Source organism: Rhodoferax sp. WC2427, assembly GCF_040822085.1.
Taxonomy (GTDB): domain Bacteria; phylum Pseudomonadota; class Gammaproteobacteria; order Burkholderiales; family Burkholderiaceae_C; genus Rhodoferax_B.
Genome location: NZ_CP162006.1, coordinates 1,644,897 through 1,663,549, shown reverse-complemented (window position 1 = coordinate 1,663,549; position 18,653 = coordinate 1,644,897). Strand labels below are relative to the sequence as shown.

15 protein-coding genes and 1 riboswitch are annotated in these 18,653 nt (G+C 65.8%); of the genes, 10 read left to right on the top strand and 5 right to left on the bottom strand.

Going from position 1 to position 18,653, the window contains the following annotated elements; genetic code table 11:
* Positions 1 to 4: 4 nt before the first annotated feature.
* The 6 genes from AB3G31_RS07985 (at position 5) to AB3G31_RS07960 (ending at position 7,015) form a co-directional block, all read left to right on the top strand.
* Complete coding sequence (locus tag AB3G31_RS07985; RefSeq protein ID WP_367849658.1) at positions 5 to 1,852, top strand: GMC family oxidoreductase; 1,848 nt, start codon at positions 5 to 7, stop codon at positions 1,850 to 1,852.
* Between the two features lie 19 nt (positions 1,853 to 1,871).
* Positions 1,872 to 2,303: a hypothetical protein gene (locus tag AB3G31_RS07980; RefSeq protein WP_367849657.1), complete on the top strand. Its 432-nt coding sequence runs from the start codon at positions 1,872 to 1,874 to the stop codon at positions 2,301 to 2,303.
* 103 nt (positions 2,304 to 2,406) lie between these two features.
* Positions 2,407 to 3,696 (top strand): hypothetical protein, encoded by a 1,290-nt coding sequence (locus AB3G31_RS07975; RefSeq protein ID WP_367849656.1) that lies wholly within the window; start codon positions 2,407 to 2,409, stop codon positions 3,694 to 3,696.
* Positions 3,693 to 5,090 (top strand): Dyp-type peroxidase, encoded by a 1,398-nt coding sequence (locus AB3G31_RS07970; RefSeq protein ID WP_367849655.1) that lies wholly within the window; start codon positions 3,693 to 3,695, stop codon positions 5,088 to 5,090. The genes AB3G31_RS07975 and AB3G31_RS07970 overlap by 4 nt, the downstream gene beginning before the upstream one ends.
* Complete coding sequence (locus AB3G31_RS07965; protein WP_367849654.1) at positions 5,087 to 6,310, top strand: hypothetical protein; 1,224 nt, start codon at positions 5,087 to 5,089, stop codon at positions 6,308 to 6,310. Before AB3G31_RS07970 ends, AB3G31_RS07965 begins: the two co-directional genes overlap by 4 nt.
* Before the next feature lie 144 nt (positions 6,311 to 6,454).
* Positions 6,455 to 7,015 (top strand): hypothetical protein, encoded by a 561-nt coding sequence (locus tag AB3G31_RS07960; RefSeq protein WP_367849653.1) that lies wholly within the window; start codon positions 6,455 to 6,457, stop codon positions 7,013 to 7,015.
* A gap of 80 nt (positions 7,016 to 7,095) precedes the next feature.
* Here the strand turns inward: AB3G31_RS07960 and AB3G31_RS07955 are convergent, their stop codons facing one another.
* On the bottom strand, positions 7,096 to 8,634 hold the full coding sequence (locus AB3G31_RS07955) for a hypothetical protein (RefSeq protein ID WP_367849652.1): 1,539 nt from the start codon (positions 8,632 to 8,634) through the stop codon (positions 7,096 to 7,098).
* Positions 8,635 to 8,702: 68 nt separating this feature from the next.
* Positions 8,703 to 8,794, bottom strand: a riboswitch (cyclic di-GMP riboswitch).
* 163 nt (positions 8,795 to 8,957) lie between these two features.
* Between AB3G31_RS07955 and AB3G31_RS07950 the strand changes: the two genes are divergently transcribed.
* Entirely contained in the window at positions 8,958 to 9,734 is a 777-nt protein-coding gene (locus tag AB3G31_RS07950; protein WP_367849651.1) for a hypothetical protein, read from the top strand.
* Between the two features lie 90 nt (positions 9,735 to 9,824).
* Here the strand turns inward: AB3G31_RS07950 and AB3G31_RS07945 are convergent, their stop codons facing one another.
* From AB3G31_RS07945 to AB3G31_RS07935, 3 genes are all read right to left on the bottom strand, one after another.
* Positions 9,825 to 11,594, bottom strand: coding sequence for a diguanylate cyclase (locus AB3G31_RS07945; RefSeq protein WP_367849650.1), 1,770 nt, complete (start codon positions 11,592 to 11,594; stop codon positions 9,825 to 9,827).
* 122 nt (positions 11,595 to 11,716) lie between these two features.
* Positions 11,717 to 12,628, bottom strand: a complete 912-nt coding sequence (locus AB3G31_RS07940; RefSeq protein ID WP_367849649.1) for an NAD(P)-dependent oxidoreductase — start codon at positions 12,626 to 12,628, stop codon at positions 11,717 to 11,719.
* Positions 12,629 to 12,635: 7 nt separating this feature from the next.
* Complete coding sequence (locus AB3G31_RS07935) at positions 12,636 to 13,619, bottom strand: aldo/keto reductase (protein WP_367849648.1); 984 nt, start codon at positions 13,617 to 13,619, stop codon at positions 12,636 to 12,638.
* A 254-nt stretch (positions 13,620 to 13,873) separates the two neighbouring features.
* Here AB3G31_RS07935 and AB3G31_RS07930 point away from each other — a divergent pair, with 254 nt between their 5' ends.
* A complete protein-coding gene (locus AB3G31_RS07930; protein ID WP_367849647.1) occupies positions 13,874 to 14,245 on the top strand; it encodes a TraR/DksA family transcriptional regulator in 372 nt (123 codons plus the stop codon).
* A gap of 1 nt (position 14,246) precedes the next feature.
* A complete protein-coding gene (locus tag AB3G31_RS07925; protein WP_367849646.1) occupies positions 14,247 to 14,627 on the top strand; it encodes a hypothetical protein in 381 nt (126 codons plus the stop codon).
* A gap of 140 nt (positions 14,628 to 14,767) precedes the next feature.
* On the opposite strand, the gene AB3G31_RS07920 is transcribed toward AB3G31_RS07925, so the two are convergent.
* Complete coding sequence (locus AB3G31_RS07920) at positions 14,768 to 16,747, bottom strand: EAL domain-containing protein (protein ID WP_367849645.1); 1,980 nt, start codon at positions 16,745 to 16,747, stop codon at positions 14,768 to 14,770.
* Positions 16,748 to 17,028: 281 nt separating this feature from the next.
* Between AB3G31_RS07920 and AB3G31_RS07915 the strand changes: the two genes are divergently transcribed.
* Positions 17,029 to 18,621 carry an ABC transporter substrate-binding protein gene (locus AB3G31_RS07915; RefSeq protein WP_367849644.1) on the top strand — a complete coding sequence of 531 codons (1,593 nt, stop codon included), beginning with the start codon at positions 17,029 to 17,031 and terminating at the stop codon, positions 18,619 to 18,621.
* The last annotated feature ends 32 nt before the right edge of the window (positions 18,622 to 18,653 follow it).

Here is an 18,653-nt window from a genome sequence, read left to right as displayed (position 1 = left end):
TTCCATGCCCATTCTTGAGAGCCAACCATGGGACACCATCATCGTGGGAACGGGCGCAGGCGGTGGCACCCTGGCCGCCAGGCTGGTAGAGGCGGGCCAGCGCGTCTGTGTGCTGGAAGCGGGGGGCGACCCGCGCCTGGAAGCCGAGTCGGGCGAGCCGCGCCTGCCCGACGACTACGACGTGCCCGGCTTCCACGCCTTTGCCTGTGAGAACGAAGCCATGGCCTGGAACTTCCAAGTCCGCCACTACGCCGACGAGGCCCGGCAGGCGCGCGACCCCAAATACAGCGCCGCCCGCCAGGGCGTGCTGTACCCGCGCGCCGCCGGGCTGGGCGGCTGCACGGCGCACAACGCCATGATCTTCATGCGCCCGCACGACTCCGACTGGAACCACATCGCCGAGCTGACCGGCGACGCCAGCTGGCGTGCCAAGCACATGCAACGCTACTTTGCCCGGCTGGAAGCCTGCCAGCACCGCCCGGTGTGGCGCGCCCTGCAGCGCCTGGGCCTGGACCCCAGCGGCCACGGCTGGCACGGCTGGCTGCACACCGAGCGCTCGGTGCCACCCGAAGCCCTGGGCGACGCGCAGCTGGTCGACCTGCTGGCCCGCACCGCCCGCAACTTCACCCACGGCCTGCCCACCCCGCTGCGCAGCCTGTTGCGCTGGCTGCGCGTGCGCGGCGACCCCAACGCCCGGCCCTGGGGCGGCGGCAGCTTCGAAGGCCTGTGCTACACGCCCATCAGCACCGCGGGGCACAGCCGCGTCGGCGCGCGCGAGCGCCTGCTGCAGGTGCGCGACAAGCACCCCGACCGCCTGCACATCGAACTCCACGCCCTGGCCACCCGCGTGCTGTTCAATGCCGAGGGCGCGGCCTGCGGGATCGAGTACCGCAAAGGCCAGCGGCTGTACCACGCCCATCCCCGGCCCAACCCGGCCGCAGCCCCCATCCGCCAGGTGCAGGCCCGCCGGGAAGTCATTCTGTGCGGCGGCGCCTTCAACACCCCGCAGCTGTTGATGCTGTCCGGCATCGGCCCTGCCGCCGCCCTGCGCACCCACGGCATCCCGGTGCGGGTGGACCTGCCGGGCGTGGGCCGCAACCTGCAAGACCGCTACGAGGTTGCCCTCACCCACCGCATGCGCCAGCCCTGGCAGGGCCTGCGGGAGGCGCGGTTCACCCGGGGCGACCCGGTCTGGGAACGCTGGAAGAACGACCGCTCGGGCATGTACGCCGCCAACGGCGCAATGCTGGGCCTGATAGCCAAATCCAGCCCCTACCAGGCCGAGCCCGACATCTTCTGCATGGCCCTGCCCACCCGGTTCGAGGGCTACGCGCCGGGCTTTTCCGAGGTCATCCGGCAGCACAGCGACCGCCTCACCTGGGCCATCCTCAAGGCCCACACCCTGAACCGCGCAGGCACCGTCACGCTGCGCTCGGCCAATCCGCTGGAAGCGCCGCTGGTCAACTTCCGCTACTTTGAAGAAGGCAGCGACGCTGCAGGCACCGACCTGCAGGCCGTGGTGCAGGCCATCCGTGCCGTGCGCCGCCTTACCGCGCCGTTTTTGGCCAGCGGCCTGATCGCCGAGGAATGCCTGCCCGGCCCCGGCGTGCAAAGCGATGCCGAACTGGCCGACTACGTGCGCAACACCGCCTGGGGCCACCACGCGTCCTGCTCCTGCCCCATCGGCCCGGTGACGGGCGGCGGCGTGCTGGGCCCCGACTTCCGGGTCCACGGCACGCGTGGCCTGCGGGTGGTGGACGCATCGGTATTCCCGCGCATCCCCGGCTTCTTCATCGCCGCCGCCGTCTACATGGTGGGCGAAAAGGCGGCCGATGCCATCCTCCACCCCTGACCTTCCGAAGGAGAAAACCATGGCCTACGACGTGCACCAATTGCTGGCAATGAGCCAGACCGAGCTGGACGACCTGTTCCGCGCCAGCCCGGCGGGCGACATCCCCGATGGCGGGGCCGAGGGCACGGCCATCATCGCGCCCGGCACCAAATACACCCACAGCATCGCCTCCATCATCAACCACTTTGGCTGGCAGGGCAAAGTGTTCGATGCCCAAAAAGGCTCTCTCAAAAACAAGGTGCTGCCCTTCGGCATCGAGGCCGTGGTGGCCCGGGTCTACAAGGACGACAGCTGGTTCGATGGCAAGGAATGCATCGTGCTGGACTACTCCGACACCTCGGTGCTGGCCCACTACATCCGCGACGAAATCCGCCTGATCGGCCCCGGCTTCTACCTGGGCAAGGTGTATTGGGGCAAAGAGCGGCTGATCGACTTCTGCCTGCAGTTTTAGCCACGCTATAGATTTTGATAAAAAATTTGATAGCTGCCCGTGCTCATTGAATCAGCACGGGCAGCCAATTTGATGGTTGAAAAACGGCCTAAAAACCCACACTATGACTCCGCAGTCGCATTTCATGGTCGTTGCGCCGCTGCTGGCTGGGCGCGAGGCCGATCTGCGGGCGCTGCTGGCAACCATGAACGCCAACCCCGGCCTGGCCGATCCGCACAACGCGCTGCTGCCGTTTGGCCAGTTCCCGCAGCTGCACTTTGCGCGCTTTGTGCTGCTCGACGATGCGCTGCAAGTCGACCTCACCACCTTGGGCCTGCCGCGCCCGCGCCTGCCCACCTACCTGGCTTTCATGGGCGACTGCGACGGCCCGGCACATGCCTGCCTGGACGCGATGGCCCAGCGCGCCGGGGCCGGGCTGGGCCGCATCTTTGCCCACTGCGAAGGCTTCACCCAGGGCGACGGCCTCGCCCCCTGGATGCGGGCGCACGACCTGCCGCTGGCCGCCACCTACGTGAACTGGCGCGGCCGCAGCGTGCAGCAGATCCGTGAAGAAGCCGCCCTGCAAAAGGCCCTGTCCGAGCGGGTGCCGCGCAACATCGAAGCCGATGCGCAGCGCACCCACCAGTACCTGCGCAGCTTTGTGGATGCCGAGATCCTCGCAGGCCACCTGCACCTGACGCCACCCGCCATCCCGCCGCTGGGCTGGGAAATCGCCAACCTGGTGCACCTGCTCGGCGTGCCGCTGGTGGGCCTGGTGCTGCTGCCGGTGTTCATCGTGCTGCTGCCCTGGCTGGTCTACGCCCTGCGCCGCCGCGAAACCACCGACCCCGTGCTCTGCCCGCGTCCCGACCCGGTCGCTTTGCAGGAACTGCAGGACATCGAAGACTTTGACGTCAGCAACCAGTACACCGCGATCGGCCCGGTCAAGCCCGGCGCCTTCCGGCGCGGCCTGGTCACAGTGCTGCTGGTGCTGATCGACTACGCCTGCCGCCACGTGTTCATCCGCGGCCACCTGGCGCGGGTGCAGACCATCCACTTCGCCCGCTGGGCCTTTCTGGACGGCAAAAGCCGCGTGGTCTTCACCAGCAACTACGACGGCAGCCACCAGGGCTACATGGACGACTTCATCAACAAAGTGGCCTGGGGCCTGAACCTGGTGTTTGGCAACGGCATCGGCTGGCCACGCACCGACTGGCTGATTTTGGGCGGCGCCCGGCACGAGCAAGCGTTCAAATACTTCCAGCGCCGCCACCAGGTTCCCACCCAGGTTTGGTACAAGGCCTACCCCGGCCTGACCCTGGCCGACCTGCTGCGTAACCAGCGCATCCGCGCCGGACTGGAAAACCCCGCGCCCACCGACGCAGAGCTGCAAGATTGGCTGAGGTTGCTATGAACCCCGATGCGATGACCACCGAGTTCGACGACATCCAGGGCATCGTCCGCTTTGGTTACAAACGCCACTCCGAAGCCTGCTTCCTCCTGCTGCGGGTGCAAGACCCCATCCAGGCCCGCGCCTGGCTGGCCACGGCCCCGGTCGCCAGCGCCGCCACCGCCGACCCACCGCCCGCCACCATGCTGCAACTGGCCCTGACCAGCGAAGGCCTGCGCGCCTTGGGCGTGCCCGAGGCCACGGTGCAGGGCTTTTCCAGCGAATTCCTGGTTGGCATGGGCACCGACCCCAGCCGCGCCCGCCGCCTGGGCGATGTGGGGGCCAACGCGCCCAGCCAGTGGCAGTGGGGCACGGGCGGGCGCATTCCGCACCTGCTGCTGATGCTGTACGCCCTGCCCGGCCACCTGGCGGCGTGGCAGGCCCACATTGAAGGCAACATGGCGGCGGGCTTTGCCATCCTGGCCCGCCTGCCCTGCGCCGACCTGGGCGAGGTGGAGCCGTTTGGCTTCAAAGACGGCATCTCCCAGCCCGCGCTGGACTGGGAGCGCACCCGCCCCGCCGTGGATGCCGAGCACACCACTTACAGCAACCTCAGCTGCCTGGGCGAAACCCTGCTGGGCTACCCTAACGAGTACGGCGGCTACACCGACCGACCGCTGCTGCCGCCCCACCCCGCCTTGCCGCGCGCCGAGGATGCCCCCGACCGGGCCGACCTGGGCCGCAACGGCAGCTACCTGGTGCTGCGCCAGTTGCAGCAGGACGTGCAAGGCTTCTGGCATTGGCTGGACAGCGTGGCCCAACACCACACGGCCACCCGCGAAACCCTGGCCGCCACCCTGGTGGGGCGCAAGATGGATGGCCATCCGCTGGCCGATGCCCCACCCGGCGACCCCAACGGCTTCACCTACGCCGCCGACCCGCGCGGCACCCACTGCCCGCTGGGTGCCCACGTGCGCCGCGCCAACCCGCGCACCGCCGACCTGCCGCCCGGGGAGCCCGGCTTTATCGGCTGGCTGACCCGTACCCTGGGCTTCGATGCCCCGGCCCTGGCCCAGGACCGCGTGGCCTCCACCCGCTTCCACCGCCTGCTGCGCCGCGGGCGCGAGTACCGGACCACCGAATCCGGTCTGTACTTCATCTGCCTGGGTGCCAACATCGCCCGCCAGTTTGAATTTGTGCAGGCCGCCTGGCTCAACGCGCCCCAGTTTGCCGGGCTGCACGGCGAAACCGACCCGCTGGTGGGCATCCGCAAACCCGCGCAGGACGGCTTTTCCATGCCCCAGCCCACCGGCCCCGACCAGCACCTCACCGGCCTGCCGCAGTTCGTCACCGTGCGCGGCGGGGCCTACTTCTTTTTGCCCGGCATCCGCGCCCTGCGCTACCTAGGATCGCTATGAACTCGAACTCCAGCCGCCCGGTGCCCCGCGCCAACACCGGCTCCGCCGTACGCAATTGGCTGTCCGACACCTCGCTGGCGCTGATCCAGCTGGAGCGCCGCTTCGACCCGTTTTTGCGCCCGGCCTTCGAGGCTTTGCTGCTGGAGCCGCTGACCCGGCTGACCACGGCCCTCATCAACGCCCAGCGCCCCAATGAGGGCCTGCAACTGGCGGAGGAACGCATCCTGCCGGGTGAAGAAGCCTGCGTGGACTCCATCATCCAGAGCTTCCAGGAGCAGATGCGTGCGCTGTGGAAACCCGGTGGCTTCGAGCGCGGCGGCAACACCAAAACCCAGGGCATCGTGCGGGCCGAATTCATCGTCCACCCCGACCTGCCCGCCCAGCTGCGCCACGGCATTTACGCCACCCCGCGCAGCTACCCGGCCTGGGTGCGTTTTTCCGGCCCCGGCCCCTACGTCACGCCCGACATCGACGATGTGGGCTTCATGAGCATCAGCGTCAAGCTGATGGACGTGCCCGGCCCCAAGCTGATGGACGAGGAAAAGTTCACCCAAGACATGTTTGGGGTGTCGCCGCCCACCTTCGTCACCCCGGATGTGATCGCCAACGCCCAGCTGCAAAAAGAGAGCCTGAAGAACGCGCAGATCTTCTACTTCTTCAACCTGCACCGCCCCCACGTGCTGGACGCCATCATGCAAGGCCTGTGGACCAAAACCCAAAGCAGCCCGCTGGAGGCGCCCTACTTCAGCTGCGTGCCGTACCTGCTGGGCGAGGGCCAGGCCATGCAGTATTCGTTCTGGCCCAAGACCAAACACCGCACCCCCATCCCCCGCCTGCCACTGCGCCCGCCCGACGACTACCTGCGCAACGCCATGGTCGCGTCCTTGGCGGCAGGCGACGTGGAGCTGGATGTGCGCCTGCAGGTGCAGACCGACCCGCACCTCATGCCCATCGAGAACGCCGGGGTGCTGTGGCCCGAGCGCCTGTCGCCCCGCATCTCGGCCGCCACGCTGCGCATCCCGCAGCAAAAGTTCGACTCCCCGGCGCAAATGGAGTTTGCCAAACGCCTGTCGTACAACCCCTGGCACTGCATTCCCGAGCACCGCCCCCTGGGCAACCAGAGCCGGGCGCGCAAACGGATGTACCACACGCTTTCGAAACTGCGGCACGACATGAACGCGGTGCCGCACTTTGAGCCCAGGGGGGATGAGGTGTTTTGACGCCCCGGCTTTCCCCCGGTGTGCAGCCGCCCCAAACATCCCCAAATCTAGGGACAGACCACTGCCGCGGCGAACCCTTCTGGTCCTGCATTGGCTAAGCTGTAACGAGACGGTTTGTGATCCACCCCCTTTCTGGAGCAGGCTATGCCCATCCTGGTTACCTTCAAGCAGCTGGTCGAATTTGTCAGCGTCTTGCCGAAACTGGCCAACGCCAATGCAGAAAATCGACAGCAGATCCGGGATGCCGTTGGCACGGTGGCAGACGAGCTCATCCGGGGACTCGGTCTTGTCCAATCGCGCATCGAGGGCGCCAAGGTGATCGCCCGGTCGTCGGAGCCGGGTGCAGAAGCCTCTTTGCAGGCGTACCTGGCCGAAACCCAGGGCAAACTCTTTGAAGCATTTTCCGAGTTCAAAATTTGCCGCGGGCTTCGCGAAACCCGTGACCGCTTCACACGACCATTCGACTTGGCCAAGGCATCCGTAAGAACCGAGAACATTGAAAAGATAGACCGCCTGCTGTACGACTTGCAGCACGACGAGCGGCTGATCATCGACGACATTGGCCCGCTACTCTCCCAACTCATAGACGCCGCGCACCAGTCCAACAGCCAATTTCTCACGATGGCGAAAGTAGCCACCGAAGAGTTGGAAAAGAGGCAAAAAAAGCTTCGCAAGCTGGCCAGAGAAGCCGAAGACGCACTCTGAACGCGTGCACCTGTAGCGCCCTGAAGGCACAAAAAAGCCCGCAACACCCCCAGGCATTGCGGGCTTTTCCACGCGGGAAACTACTGTTTGATGGTGCTGAGCAGCGCCAGCAAAGAGCCGCCATTCGGGGTGCCCAGACCGGTGCTGGCGTCAAAGCCTGTGGTGGCGGTGCAGGTGAAGCAACTGCCGTTGGCACCCTTGGTCACGTCCAGAAAGGCCTGTGCATAGAAACTGGCGTTCGGCAGTACGCTCTGGTACAGGGCTTTGTGCACGCTGGTCAGCACCGGCAGCTTGACCACCGCGCGCTGGGCGCTGGCAATGGCCAGCAAGGCCGCCCATTCGGGTGCGGCAATGCTGGTGCCGCCGCCCGACATGAAGCCAAACGCGCCACCGGGCACCGTGATGCCCACGTACTGGCCGGTGTAGGGGTCTGAGTCCGAGGACACGTCGGCCACCCGGCGCTTGGTGATGGTTTTGGACAGCGCAGACTGGTACGCGGGGACGGCGGTGTAGGCGCTGGTGCCGCCACCAGTGCCCGACCACACGGTTTCGGTGCGGGTGCTGCCGTTGAAGTTCAGCGACGTACCGCCGGTGGCGAGCACCTTGCTGGATACGGCAGGCCAGTTGACGGCGGCACCCGAGTCGCCCGTGGAGGCGGTGTACTGCATGCCCTTGCCGTCGAACAGGCTGTCTACCGATGCGGTCCAGTTGCCTTCACCGGCACCAAAACTCATGCTGACCACGCCCGGGCCCATGTTGTTGGCCACCGTGATGGCGTTGGCCAGGGCGGACAGCGATGCGGAGGTGGCTTCGACCAGGATGATGCGGGCCAACGGCGCGATGGCGTGGGCCGACTCCACATCCATCGCGATTTCGGCCGCCCAGCCGGCGTTGTACGCCGGGGCCACCGAAGTGCGGCCAGACGTTGCCCCGGCGTACACCACGCTGAAGGTGCAGCCTGTATTCGGGTTGGCGGCGGCCAGGGGCAATGCCGCTGTGGCCGGGATCGCCACGTTGGTGCAGGTGGGCAGGTTCAGGCGGGCGTTGTAGTTGTTCAGGTCGGCAAAGGCGTTCGGATTGTGGTACGCATCTACCAGGTAAATGGTCTGGCCAGCACCCAGGGCCGCACGGGCGGCAGCGGTGGAGACCACACCCGCAGCCGACACGGCGGGCAACTTGTAGGCGGCACGGATCTGGGCCGGGGTGTACACGGTGACCACCGACGCGGCACGCGCACCCATTTGCGATGCGGGGGTGGAGGCCAGCAACCGCCGGGCTTCCATCGCCTCGGTCGCCACGGTCTGCGGCAGCAGGCGGGCAGTGGCCATGCCTTCCATGGCGGGCAACACCGTTTCGGTGCGCACCGCGTCGGTATCGCTGGGCACCAGCGACGGGTCGCTGATGTCCACCGGTGCCATGTGGAAGGTGGGCACGGCTTCGGTGGGCACATCGGCCAGCAGGGCCACGGCATCGACGGTGGCCACCGCTTCTGCGGAAGATGTTGCGGCCACATCCGAAGAACCGCCGCCACAAGCGCTCAGGGCCAGCAGGGCCAGTACAGACAGGCTGCCCACGGCGGTGCGTGCAGCAGAACGGGATAAGGGGGTAGGTACCAACATGTCGTCGCCATTCAATGCCAAAGATACGAAGGGCGGCAACGGACAGAAACGGGTTTGACGTGACCCTGCCCGGTAGCCCCGCTAGCATGGTGCTGCTGTGCAGCGCCGAAGCCCGGTGGCTTTGCGTCCCCGGCTTTCGCCAGGTTTGCCCTTGTCAGATTTGCTTCGAAGAAGCCGCCTCGCTGACTGCGACAGCCAGGAACATGGTTTTCCTCGGGCTGCGAACGCATTGTTTCACAAAGTGTTACATAAACAGCGGGCAAATTTCACGTTCTGGCGGCTTCTACAATCGCGCCCCCTTTGATTGCAGACTCCGCTAAAAAATGAACATCACGGTTAATGACGACTTGCTGGCCTATATCGACCCGCTCACCCCTGACGAGCACGCCGCGCTGGAGCGCAGCATCCTGGCCGAGGGCTGCCGCGACGCCTTGGTGCTGTGGGGCGATGTGCTGGTGGATGGGCACAACCGCTACGGCATTTGCAGCGCGCACAACATCCCGTTCAACACCGTGCAAAACACCGCGTTCCAGACGCTGGACGATGTGCACCTGTGGATGATCGACCAGCACCTGGGGCGGCGCAGCGTGTCGGACTTCCAGCGTGGCGTGCTGGCCTTGCGCAAGAAAGACATCCTGGCCGGGCGCGAGCAGCCCGCCAAAACCGAAGCCCCCGCCAGCGCCACCGCGCCGTGGGAGGAATCGGCAACGCCTGCGGCAGTGGCCCCCGCTGCCGAGCCCGTGCTGACCCGCGAGGCGCTGGCCAAGTCGGCACGCATCAGCAACAGCACGTTCACGCAGATCGAGAAAATCCAGAAGTCGGCTGCGCCCGAGCTGGTGGCCGCCGTGAAAGCCGGCACCATCTCCATCAGCACCGCCGCCACCGTGGCGACCCTGCCCGCCGAGGCGCAGATGGCCGCCGCCGCCGGGGGCAAGAAAGAGCTGCAGCAGGCCGCCCGCCAGGTGCGCGCCGCCAAGGCCGTGGAGCGCACCGAGCCGGACTCCCCCGAGGGCATCATTGCCCGCCTGAAGCAGACCGTGGCCGAACTGACGGCAGAGAACGCCGCGCTGCGGGCGCAGCTGGCAGAGTTGATGGCCTGAGCGGACCGCCCCCGGATTTAAGAAAAATCGGGCCCTTACGCTGACGGAATCAGCGTAAGAAGCTATCAAAACAGGAGCATAGCTGGGACCCTAGTACACCGATGCCGGATTGTCGTGGTCCCCGAACACCCGCACGCAGTCGCGCCCCTGGGCCTTGGCGGCGTACATGGCGGCATCGGCGTTGCGCAGCAAGGTGTCGGCATCCAGGCCTGCGCTGGGGTACAGGGCGACGCCGATCGACGCGCCCACCTGCAGTTGGTGCGACTCGACCTCCATGTCGCGGCCTATGCCCTCCAGCATGCGGTACGCCAGGCCCCGCGCCTGCTCGTTCTGCTCCACCCGGCACTGCAGCACCGCAAATTCATCGCCGCCCATGCGGGCCACCACATCGCCGTCGCGGGCCACGGTGCGCATGCGCTCGGCAATCAACGCCAGTACCTTGTCGCCGATGGCGTGGCCGTAGTGGTCATTGATGGGTTTGAAGCGGTCGATGTCGATGAAATGCACGGCAAACCCGACCGTGCCGGGGACTGCGGCGGCGGCCGCTGCCGCCAGGCTCTCCAGAAAGACCTCGCGGTTGGCCAGCGAGGTCAGGCCGTCGTGGCGGGCCACGTGGCGGATACGTTCTTCGGCACGGCGCCGCTCGGTGATGTCGGTGTAGGTGCGCAGCACGCCGCCGCCCGCCATCGGAATATTGTGGATTTCCACCACCCGGCCGTCGCGGCAGGTGCGGTCGTAGGCATAGGGCCGGTCAAAGATATCGCCGGTGCGCACGGTGGCCAGCACCTCGTCCGGCACCTGGACCAGCTCGCCCGAGGCCAGTTGGTAGTCGGCCAGCGCGTCCAGCGTAGGGCGGCTGTCGACCAGGCTTTGGGGCAGGTTGAGCAGCTCCCGGGCGCGCCGGTTGCAGACCACCACCACGCGCTCGGCGTTGACCATCATCACGCCCTGCTCCATGGTCGCCAATGTGGCCTCCAGCAGGGCCGACTTCTCTTGCAGGATGGCCTCGCTCTCGCGGGCGCGGCGCTCGGCCTCCAGCAGTTGCTGCTGCTGGCCTTTGAGCACGGTAATGTCGACGTGCGCCCAGAAGCCCTTGCCGTCCGGGCTGCGCTGCCCGATCACCCGGCTCCAGCGGGCACCCGGCAGGGGCAGCTCAAACGGTGACCCGGTGAAGTGGGTGTGCTCCGCCAGGGTCAGCAAGCCCGCGTCAAACAGAGCCGGGCTCTGCGGCTCCTGACCCTGCCAGGCGGTGCGGTACACCCATTCCAGGTGCGCGCCGGTGGCGGCCGTGCGGCTGGGCAGGCCGTACAGCTGCACAAACGGTGCGTTGGCCCAGAGGATGCGGTCATCGGCCCCGGTGACCATCACACCGTCGGCCACGTAATCAAACAGGGCTGCGCCGTCAATGGCGGTGGTGGCCAGAATGGTCGGGCCCTGCGGGTCGGTCGCCGAGGTGTGTGCCTGCCAGATGCGGATGCGGCCCACGCCGGGCAGGGGCAGCGAGGCCACCCAGAGGCGCACGCCCAGGTGCTCAAAGGCAAAGGGGCGCTGCTGGGTGCGGTGGCGGGCGATCCCGCTGTCGATGTACTTGTCGATCTTCGCCAATTCGTCCGCCGCCAGCCGGCCCTGGTAGAAGCGGCGCAGGTTGGCGCGGTAGGGCTCCCCGGCGTGGACCTGCCCGGCATGCTCGGGGAAGAACTTGAGGAAGCTGCCATTCCACAGCAGGGTGTGGTCGGTATCGTCAAACACGCACACGGCAACGCCCAAACTGTCCAGGGTGTCGGCTACCGCGCGCAACAGTGGCAGGCTGGGCGCGGTGGCAATGGTCTGTTCACTAGAAATGGTCGCTTGCTGCGTCATCGCACGGGGTCTCGCTTCGCATCCATCGGTGAAATCCATTCGGCGGCAGGGGCACGCCGTTGTACGGCAAGACTTTAACCGAGCATGGGTGCTTTTTGGGCACCGAAGCAGCCCGGACGGGTCTATTTCACCGCACCCGGCACCAGATCCACCCCGTTCAACCGGCCCACCAGCTCTGGCAGCATGGGTACAAACAGGTCTTCGCCGCCATTTGCCAGCGCCAGGCCAAAGCTGTTTTTGACGGCATTGCCCAGGCTGTTGGCGATACCCGCCGCGTCGGCCATGGAGCCGAGGTAGCGCAGGTCCTTGTAGGCGTTTTTCAGGGTGAACTTGTGCGCCTCCCGGTTGCCATTCAGGGTGTAGTCCATGAAGGTTTGGTAGAAGCCGCAATCCATGCGGCCACCGCGGACCACGGCGTCGAAGCGCTCGGGGGCGATGCCCACGGCCTGGGCCACGGTGAGGGCCTCGGCGTACAGCGCGGCGTAGCCCAGCGAGATGAAGTTGTTCACCAGCTTCATGCGGTGGCCGTCGCCCAGCGCGCCGATGTGCACGATGCGCCCGGCCCAGGTGGCCAAAATCGGCTGGATGCGCGCAAAGGTGGCGGCGTCGGCCCCGACCATGGTGTCCAGCGTGCCGGCCCAGGCCTCTTTGGGCGTGCGGCTCAGGGGCGCGTCCACCAGCGTCACGCCGATGGCGGCCAACTCGACGGCCAGGGCCACGGTGGAGGTGGGGTCGGCGGTGGAGCAGTCGACCAGCACCGACCCCGGGCGCAGGCCGCTGGCCAGGCCGTTCGGCCCACGAATGAGCGCCTCCACGTCCTGGGAGCCGGTCACGCACAAGAACACCACCGTGGCCTGTGCGGCCAGTGCCTGGGGCGAGTCGGCCCGGGCGGCACCGCGCTGCAGCAGGTCGGTGACCGCCTCGGAATCGCTGCGGGCGTAGACCGTGAGCGCATAGCCCTTGTCCACGATGTTTTTAGCCATGCCGTGGCCCATCAGGCCCAGGCCGATGAAGCCGATGGTTTCGGTGGTCATATTCGCCTTACCAGCGTTGGTGCACCAGGGGCTTGGCAAAGCGCTCGTACACCGCGGCCAGGGCCTGCATGGTGCTGTCGCTCAAGGCGGGCAAGTCGGCGGCGGCCACGTTATCGGCCACCTGGGAGGCGCGCTTGCCGCCGGGGATGCTGCAGGTGACGGCCGGGTGCATCTGGATCCAGCGCAGCGCCATTTGCGCCATGGTCATGCCCTCGGGCACGAGGGGGCGCATGGCTTCCACGGCCTGCAGGCCCACGGCGTAGTCCAGGCCGGAGAAGGTTTCGCCCTTGTCGAAGGCCGCGCCCTCGCGGTTGAACAGGCGGTGGTCGTCGGCTTCGAAATGGCTGTCGGCGGTCATCTTGCCGCTGAGCAAACCGCTGGACAGCGGCAGCCGCGCCAGAATGCCCACGCCGCGCTTCTGGGTTTGCTCAAACAGCAGATCGGCCGGGCGCTGGCGAAACAGGTTGTAGATGATCTGCACGGTTTGCACGCCGGGGAAGGCGATGGCCTTCAGCGCCTCTTCCACCTTCTCCACGCTCACGCCGTAGTGGCGCAGCTTGCCGGCCTTTTGCAGGTCGTCCAGCACGCCAAACACTTCGGGCATGTAGTAGACGTCGGTGGGTGGGCAGTGCAGTTGCAGCAGGTCGAGTGCGTCGGTGTTCAGGTTCACCAGGCTGCGTTCCACAAAGGCGGTCAGGTTCTCGCGGTTGTAGCCGCCCGCCACGTGCGGGTTCAGGCGGCGGCCGGCCTTGGTGGCAATAAAGAAGGGTTCGCTGCGTTCGCGCTTGAGCTGGGCCAGCAGGCGCTCGCTGCGGCCATCGCCGTAGACGTCGGCACTGTCAAAGAAGTTCACGCCCAGGTCGAGCGCGCGGTGCAACGCGCCCATGGATTCGGCGTCGCTGACCTCGCCCCAGGTGCCACCAATGGCCCAGGCGCCGAAGCTGACGGTTGAGATGTTCCAGCCGGTGCGGCCAAGGGGGCGGTATTGCATGGTGCGTGTCTCGTTGTAGGGGGGACGGCAAGTATCGCACCGCAGGCGAATTAGTGCAGCGCATCAACAATACCAATAAAAATAGCCGCTCACGCTTATCCATTGGGCGTAAGAAGCTACGATTTAAATAGCAATAAAACGCATCTCCCTACCCAGGTTGCGGCCAAATCCGGCGATGTTTACTGGCCCGCCATTGATCTGTATCAGTACCCTGCCGCCCCTCCGCGCCCATGATGCAAACACAGGAGACCACCATGCACAACCACCTCAGTCCAGAGCAGCTCCACACGATTGGCAGCGCCTTGCAGGCGCGCCGACTTGCGCTGCAAAGCGATCTGGCGCAACACAACAACGGTCAGTCCCGGGTCGACCACGCCCAGGACGCCCTGGCACAGGGCAGCGACGACTTCCCGCAAAACGCGGGCGAACGCGAGGTCGACATGGCCTTGACCGACATGGACGTGCGCGAGCTGGCGGCCATCAACCGGGCCGAGCAACACCTGCAAGACACCCACTTTGGCACCTGCGTGGACTGCGCGCAGCCCATACCCTTTGAACGCCTGCGCGTGGAGCCCCAGTCTCTGCGTTGCGTGGCCTGTGCCTCGATTTTTGAAAGGAAACTTTGATATGCCGCTGTTCCATGCCGTCGTACTGACCGACCACCAATCCGCCCTGGTAGTGCAATTCAATGCCGAGCAGGTGCTACCGCAGCGCATCCAGGCCCACAAGCACCCCACCGGCCAGCACAACAGCGGCGTCCGCACCGTGCACGAATTCTTCGGCGAAGTCTGCGACGCGCTGGACGGCGTCCAGCAGGTGCTGGTGACCGGCTCGCACACTGCCACCGCCGATTTTCGGCATTACGCCGAAAAGCACCGCCCCCTCCTCGCCCCGCAGATCGTGGGCTATGAGGTGGTGGACCACCCGACCGAAAACCAATTGGTGGCGATGGCCCGCAAGGCGTTTGAAATGCGCAAGCTGATGGCGGGCGTACCCATCGCCCATTGACCGAATGGCCGCCGAGCGTCTGCTGCCAAGCCCGGGCGCATCCAAAGCGGCAGGGCGGCAGCCCGCTGAAATTTATGAAAAATAAGGCGCCAGCGCTTATGGTATCGGCGTAAGCAGCTACTGATTCAATAGCAACCGTCTTACCACTGGGAGACCGGTTCGGCCACCACGGGCACGCCGTGGGGAAGGCGGCCGCAGGCCAGCAGGCTGGCCAGTTCCATGGCGCGGGCAAAGTGGTAGCCCTGTCCGCAGCGGATGCCCAGCGCGTACAGGCGCTCGATCTGCATGGGCGTTTCTACGCCCTCGGCCACCAGGCTGGCGTGGTAGCGCACGGCGCTTTCCTGGGCCAGCGACACGGCGGCCTGCATGCGGGGCTGCTCCAGCCGGGCCACCATGCTTTGGTCGATCTTGATCTCGGTGAACGTGAACTTGGCCAGCATGGACAGGCCCGAGTAGCCGGTGCCGAAGTCGTCCAGCGACAGCTTCACCCCGGCGCTGGCCATGGCCGCCATGCTTTCGCCCACGGTGTCGATATCGGGCACCGGGCTGTTCTCGGTCACCTCCACGGTCAGCAAATCGCAAGGGGTGCGGGTTCGGCGCAGCAGCGACACCACCCGCAGGCCAAACCCCGGCACGGTGAGCGAAGCCGCCGACACGTTGACCGCCAGCGGCAAGGGCCGCTGGGCCGCCAGCCCAACGCCGATGGCGTGCACCACGGTCTCCACCGTGCACCACTCGAATTCAATCAGCAGCTGGTTGCGCGCCGCCACCTCCAGCACAAGCGGTGGCGAAATCGGGTGCCCGCTCGCGTCCTTGGCGCGCAGCAGGGCTTCTGCCCCCAGCACCTGGCCAGTGCGCAGATCGCACTTGGGCTGGTAGGCCAGGGGTGCCCGGCCCGCGCTGATCCAGCCGACCAGCATGGCCCGCAGCTTTTCGTCCAGCAGCGCTTTTTCTTCGAACGAGCGGTGAAAGTAGCGCAGCGGCCGGGCATCGCTTTGCAGCGCCAGGCTGAGGTTGCGCAAGATGGCATCGGCCGACTTGTGCGTGCCGTCGTTGCCCATGGCCACCCCCATGCGCAGACGGGGTGCAGCCTCGCCCGCGCGGGTGCGCAGCAGGTAGTCGGACAGCTCGGCATAAAAATGGTCGGCCATGCCGGTGTACTGCAGTTTCTCCAGCGTCACCCCGCGCAGCACGATGGACAGGGTCAGGTCGGACAGCATGAAGTAGTGCGGATCGTAGGGTTGCAGGGGGCAGGTCAGCGCATGGGCGCGCACGGCCGCCACCAGCTGGCCCCAGAACTGGTCGGACCAGCCATGTCCGTGCAGGCGCACCATCTCGCCCAGGTTGGACAGCTCCAGGGTCAGCACGCTGCTGGCCCCCTCGCCCGCGCGGGTCGCCAAGGCATCCAGGTGTTCACGCAAGGCCCGGCGGTTGGGCAAACCGGTGAGCGGGTCGGTGCGCTCCTGGGCCTGGGCCCGCTCGGCCACCTCGCGATCGCGCGCTTCGCGGCGCAGCAGCACCAGCAGGCCGCCCAGGATCGCCCAGGACAGCGCCGCCCCCAGCAGGCGCAACACCAGCAGGTTCTGGTTGGTCTTGCCGGGAATCAGCCCCAGCCCCCCAATCGCCACCACCGACCCCAGACTGAACGCCATCTTGGCCAGCCACACCACCCAGACATCGCGTAGCGACAGTTCCACCAACTTTTTACCCGCCGCCCAGCGGTGCATCAGGATGCCGCCCAGGGCCAGGACAGCCATGTCGATGGCGGCGGTAAAGCCGTTGGTGAGCCCGCCGAACAGCAGGCGGGCGCACACCATGCACGCCCAACAGATGGCACCCCCCGGCCAGCCGCCAAACAGGCCGCCCAGGAAAAGCACGTCGGTATTGAGATAAGGTTTTGAGGGCAGCGCCAGAAAGTCAAATGCCAGGCCGACCAGCAAGAACCCGGAAATGCCCAGCGCCCAGCCGTACGCCACGCCACCCGAACCCAGCAGCGGCGCGGTTTTGCGCCGCAGGCCCAGCACGGTACTCAAAACACCGACGATGGCTGCAGCCTGCAGCATCAGCACGGGGTAATTGCGAAACTGTTCTTGCAGCAAGGGCAGCCATACATCGAGCATCGTGGGGTTCAGTTTTCCGGCATTGAGGGTCTGCGAACTGGTCACAGATCATAAATTTAATAAAACAAATTGTATGCAAAAATATTATTTATTACAAAATAATACAAAAAAATCGATCTCAAACCTGGTGACGCGCAGGCGACGTTGGCCCCATCCGTGGCATAGAACCTGCTGATAATTCGGCTGGCAGACGCTGGGGTATGTACCAATCCCCGTGCCGCACGATTCGAGCACCATCGAGGTGCACGTCTGCCTTTGCGTTTTGATCTATTTGGAGCAACATGAAAAATTTGAGCAAACTGGTTCTGGCCCTGGGCCTGACCGTCGCAGCCTTGGCAACCCACGCCGCAGGCACCATGGTCTACTGTTCCGAGGCCAGCCCCGAAGGCTTTGACACTGCGCAATACACCGGCGGCCAAACCTTCGATGCCGCAGGCATGGCCCTGTTCAACCGCCTGGTCGAGTTCGAGCGCGGCACCACCAAGGTGGTCCCCGCCCTGGCCGAGTCGTTTGACACCGCGCCCGACGGCCTGACCTACACCTTCCACCTGCGCAAGGGCGTGAAGTTCCACACCACCGAGTTCTTCACCCCCAGCCGCAATTTCAATGCCGACGACGTGGTATTCACGTTCATGCGCATGTTCGACAAGGGCAACGCATTCGCCAAGGCTTACCCCGCGCAGTACCCCTACGCCGGTGACACGGGCCTGGACAGCAATGTGGCTTCAGTGCGCAAGACCGACGAAAACACGGTCGTCTTCCTGCTGAAAAAGCCCGACCCTGACCTGCTGGCCAAGATCGCCATGCCGGTGTTCTCCATCCTGTCCGCCGAGCATGCCGACAAGCTGCTGGCCGCGGGCACACCCGCGCTGATCAACCAGCAGCCCGTGGGCACCGGCCCGTACATCCTCAAGCGCTACCAGAAAGACTCGCAAATCCGCTACGCGGGCAACAAGCAGTACTGGAACCCCAAGGATGTGAAGCTGGACAACCTGATTTTTGCCATCACCACCGACGGTGCCGTGCGCGCGCAAAAGATCAAGGCCGGTGAATGCCAGGCCATGTCCTATCCCAAGCCCCAAGACCTGGCCGCCCTGAAGGCCGACCCTAAGCTGAAGGTCATCACCGCCCCCGGTTTCAACATCGGCTACCTGTCGTACAACACCGAAAAAGCCACCACTGGCAAGCTCGAAGTACGCCAGGCGCTCGACATGGCGATCAACCGCAAGGCCATCATCGACGCGGTCTACCAGGGCCAGGGCCAGGAAGCCAGCAACCCCTTCCCTTCGTCGCTGTGGTCGTATAACCCGGCGCTGAAGAACCCGCCCATGGACATCGAAAAAGCCAAGGCGCTGCTGAAAAAAGCGGGCTACCCCGACGGCTTTGAAATCACGCTGTGGAGCATGCCCGTGCAGCGCCCCTACAACCCCAATGCCAAGCTGATGGCCGAAATGATCCAGTCCGACTGGGCCAAGATCGGTGTCAAGGCCAAGATCGTCAGCTACGAGTGGGGCGAGTACTTGAAGCGCATGAAGGCCGGTGAACACGATGCCGGCCTGGTGGGTTGGAGCGGCGACTACGCCAGCCCCGACAACTTCCTGGGCGTGTTGCTGACCTGCGAAGCCGTGGGCGGCTCCAACTACTCGCGCTACTGCAGCAAGGAGTTTGACGCCCTGGTGCTGAAGGCCCGCAACAGCCTGGACCCCAAAGAGCGCACCACGCTGTACATGAAGGCGCAGGAAGTCTTCAAGCGCGACATGCCCTGGTCCACCATCGCCCACTCCACCGTCAGCCTGCCCATGGCCAAAGGCGTAGACGGCCTGAAGATCAGTCCCTTTGCAGTGTTTGACTTTGCCGGTGTGAGCAACAAGTAAGCCTTTTGTGTCGGTAAAGAAAGCAAGGTGGT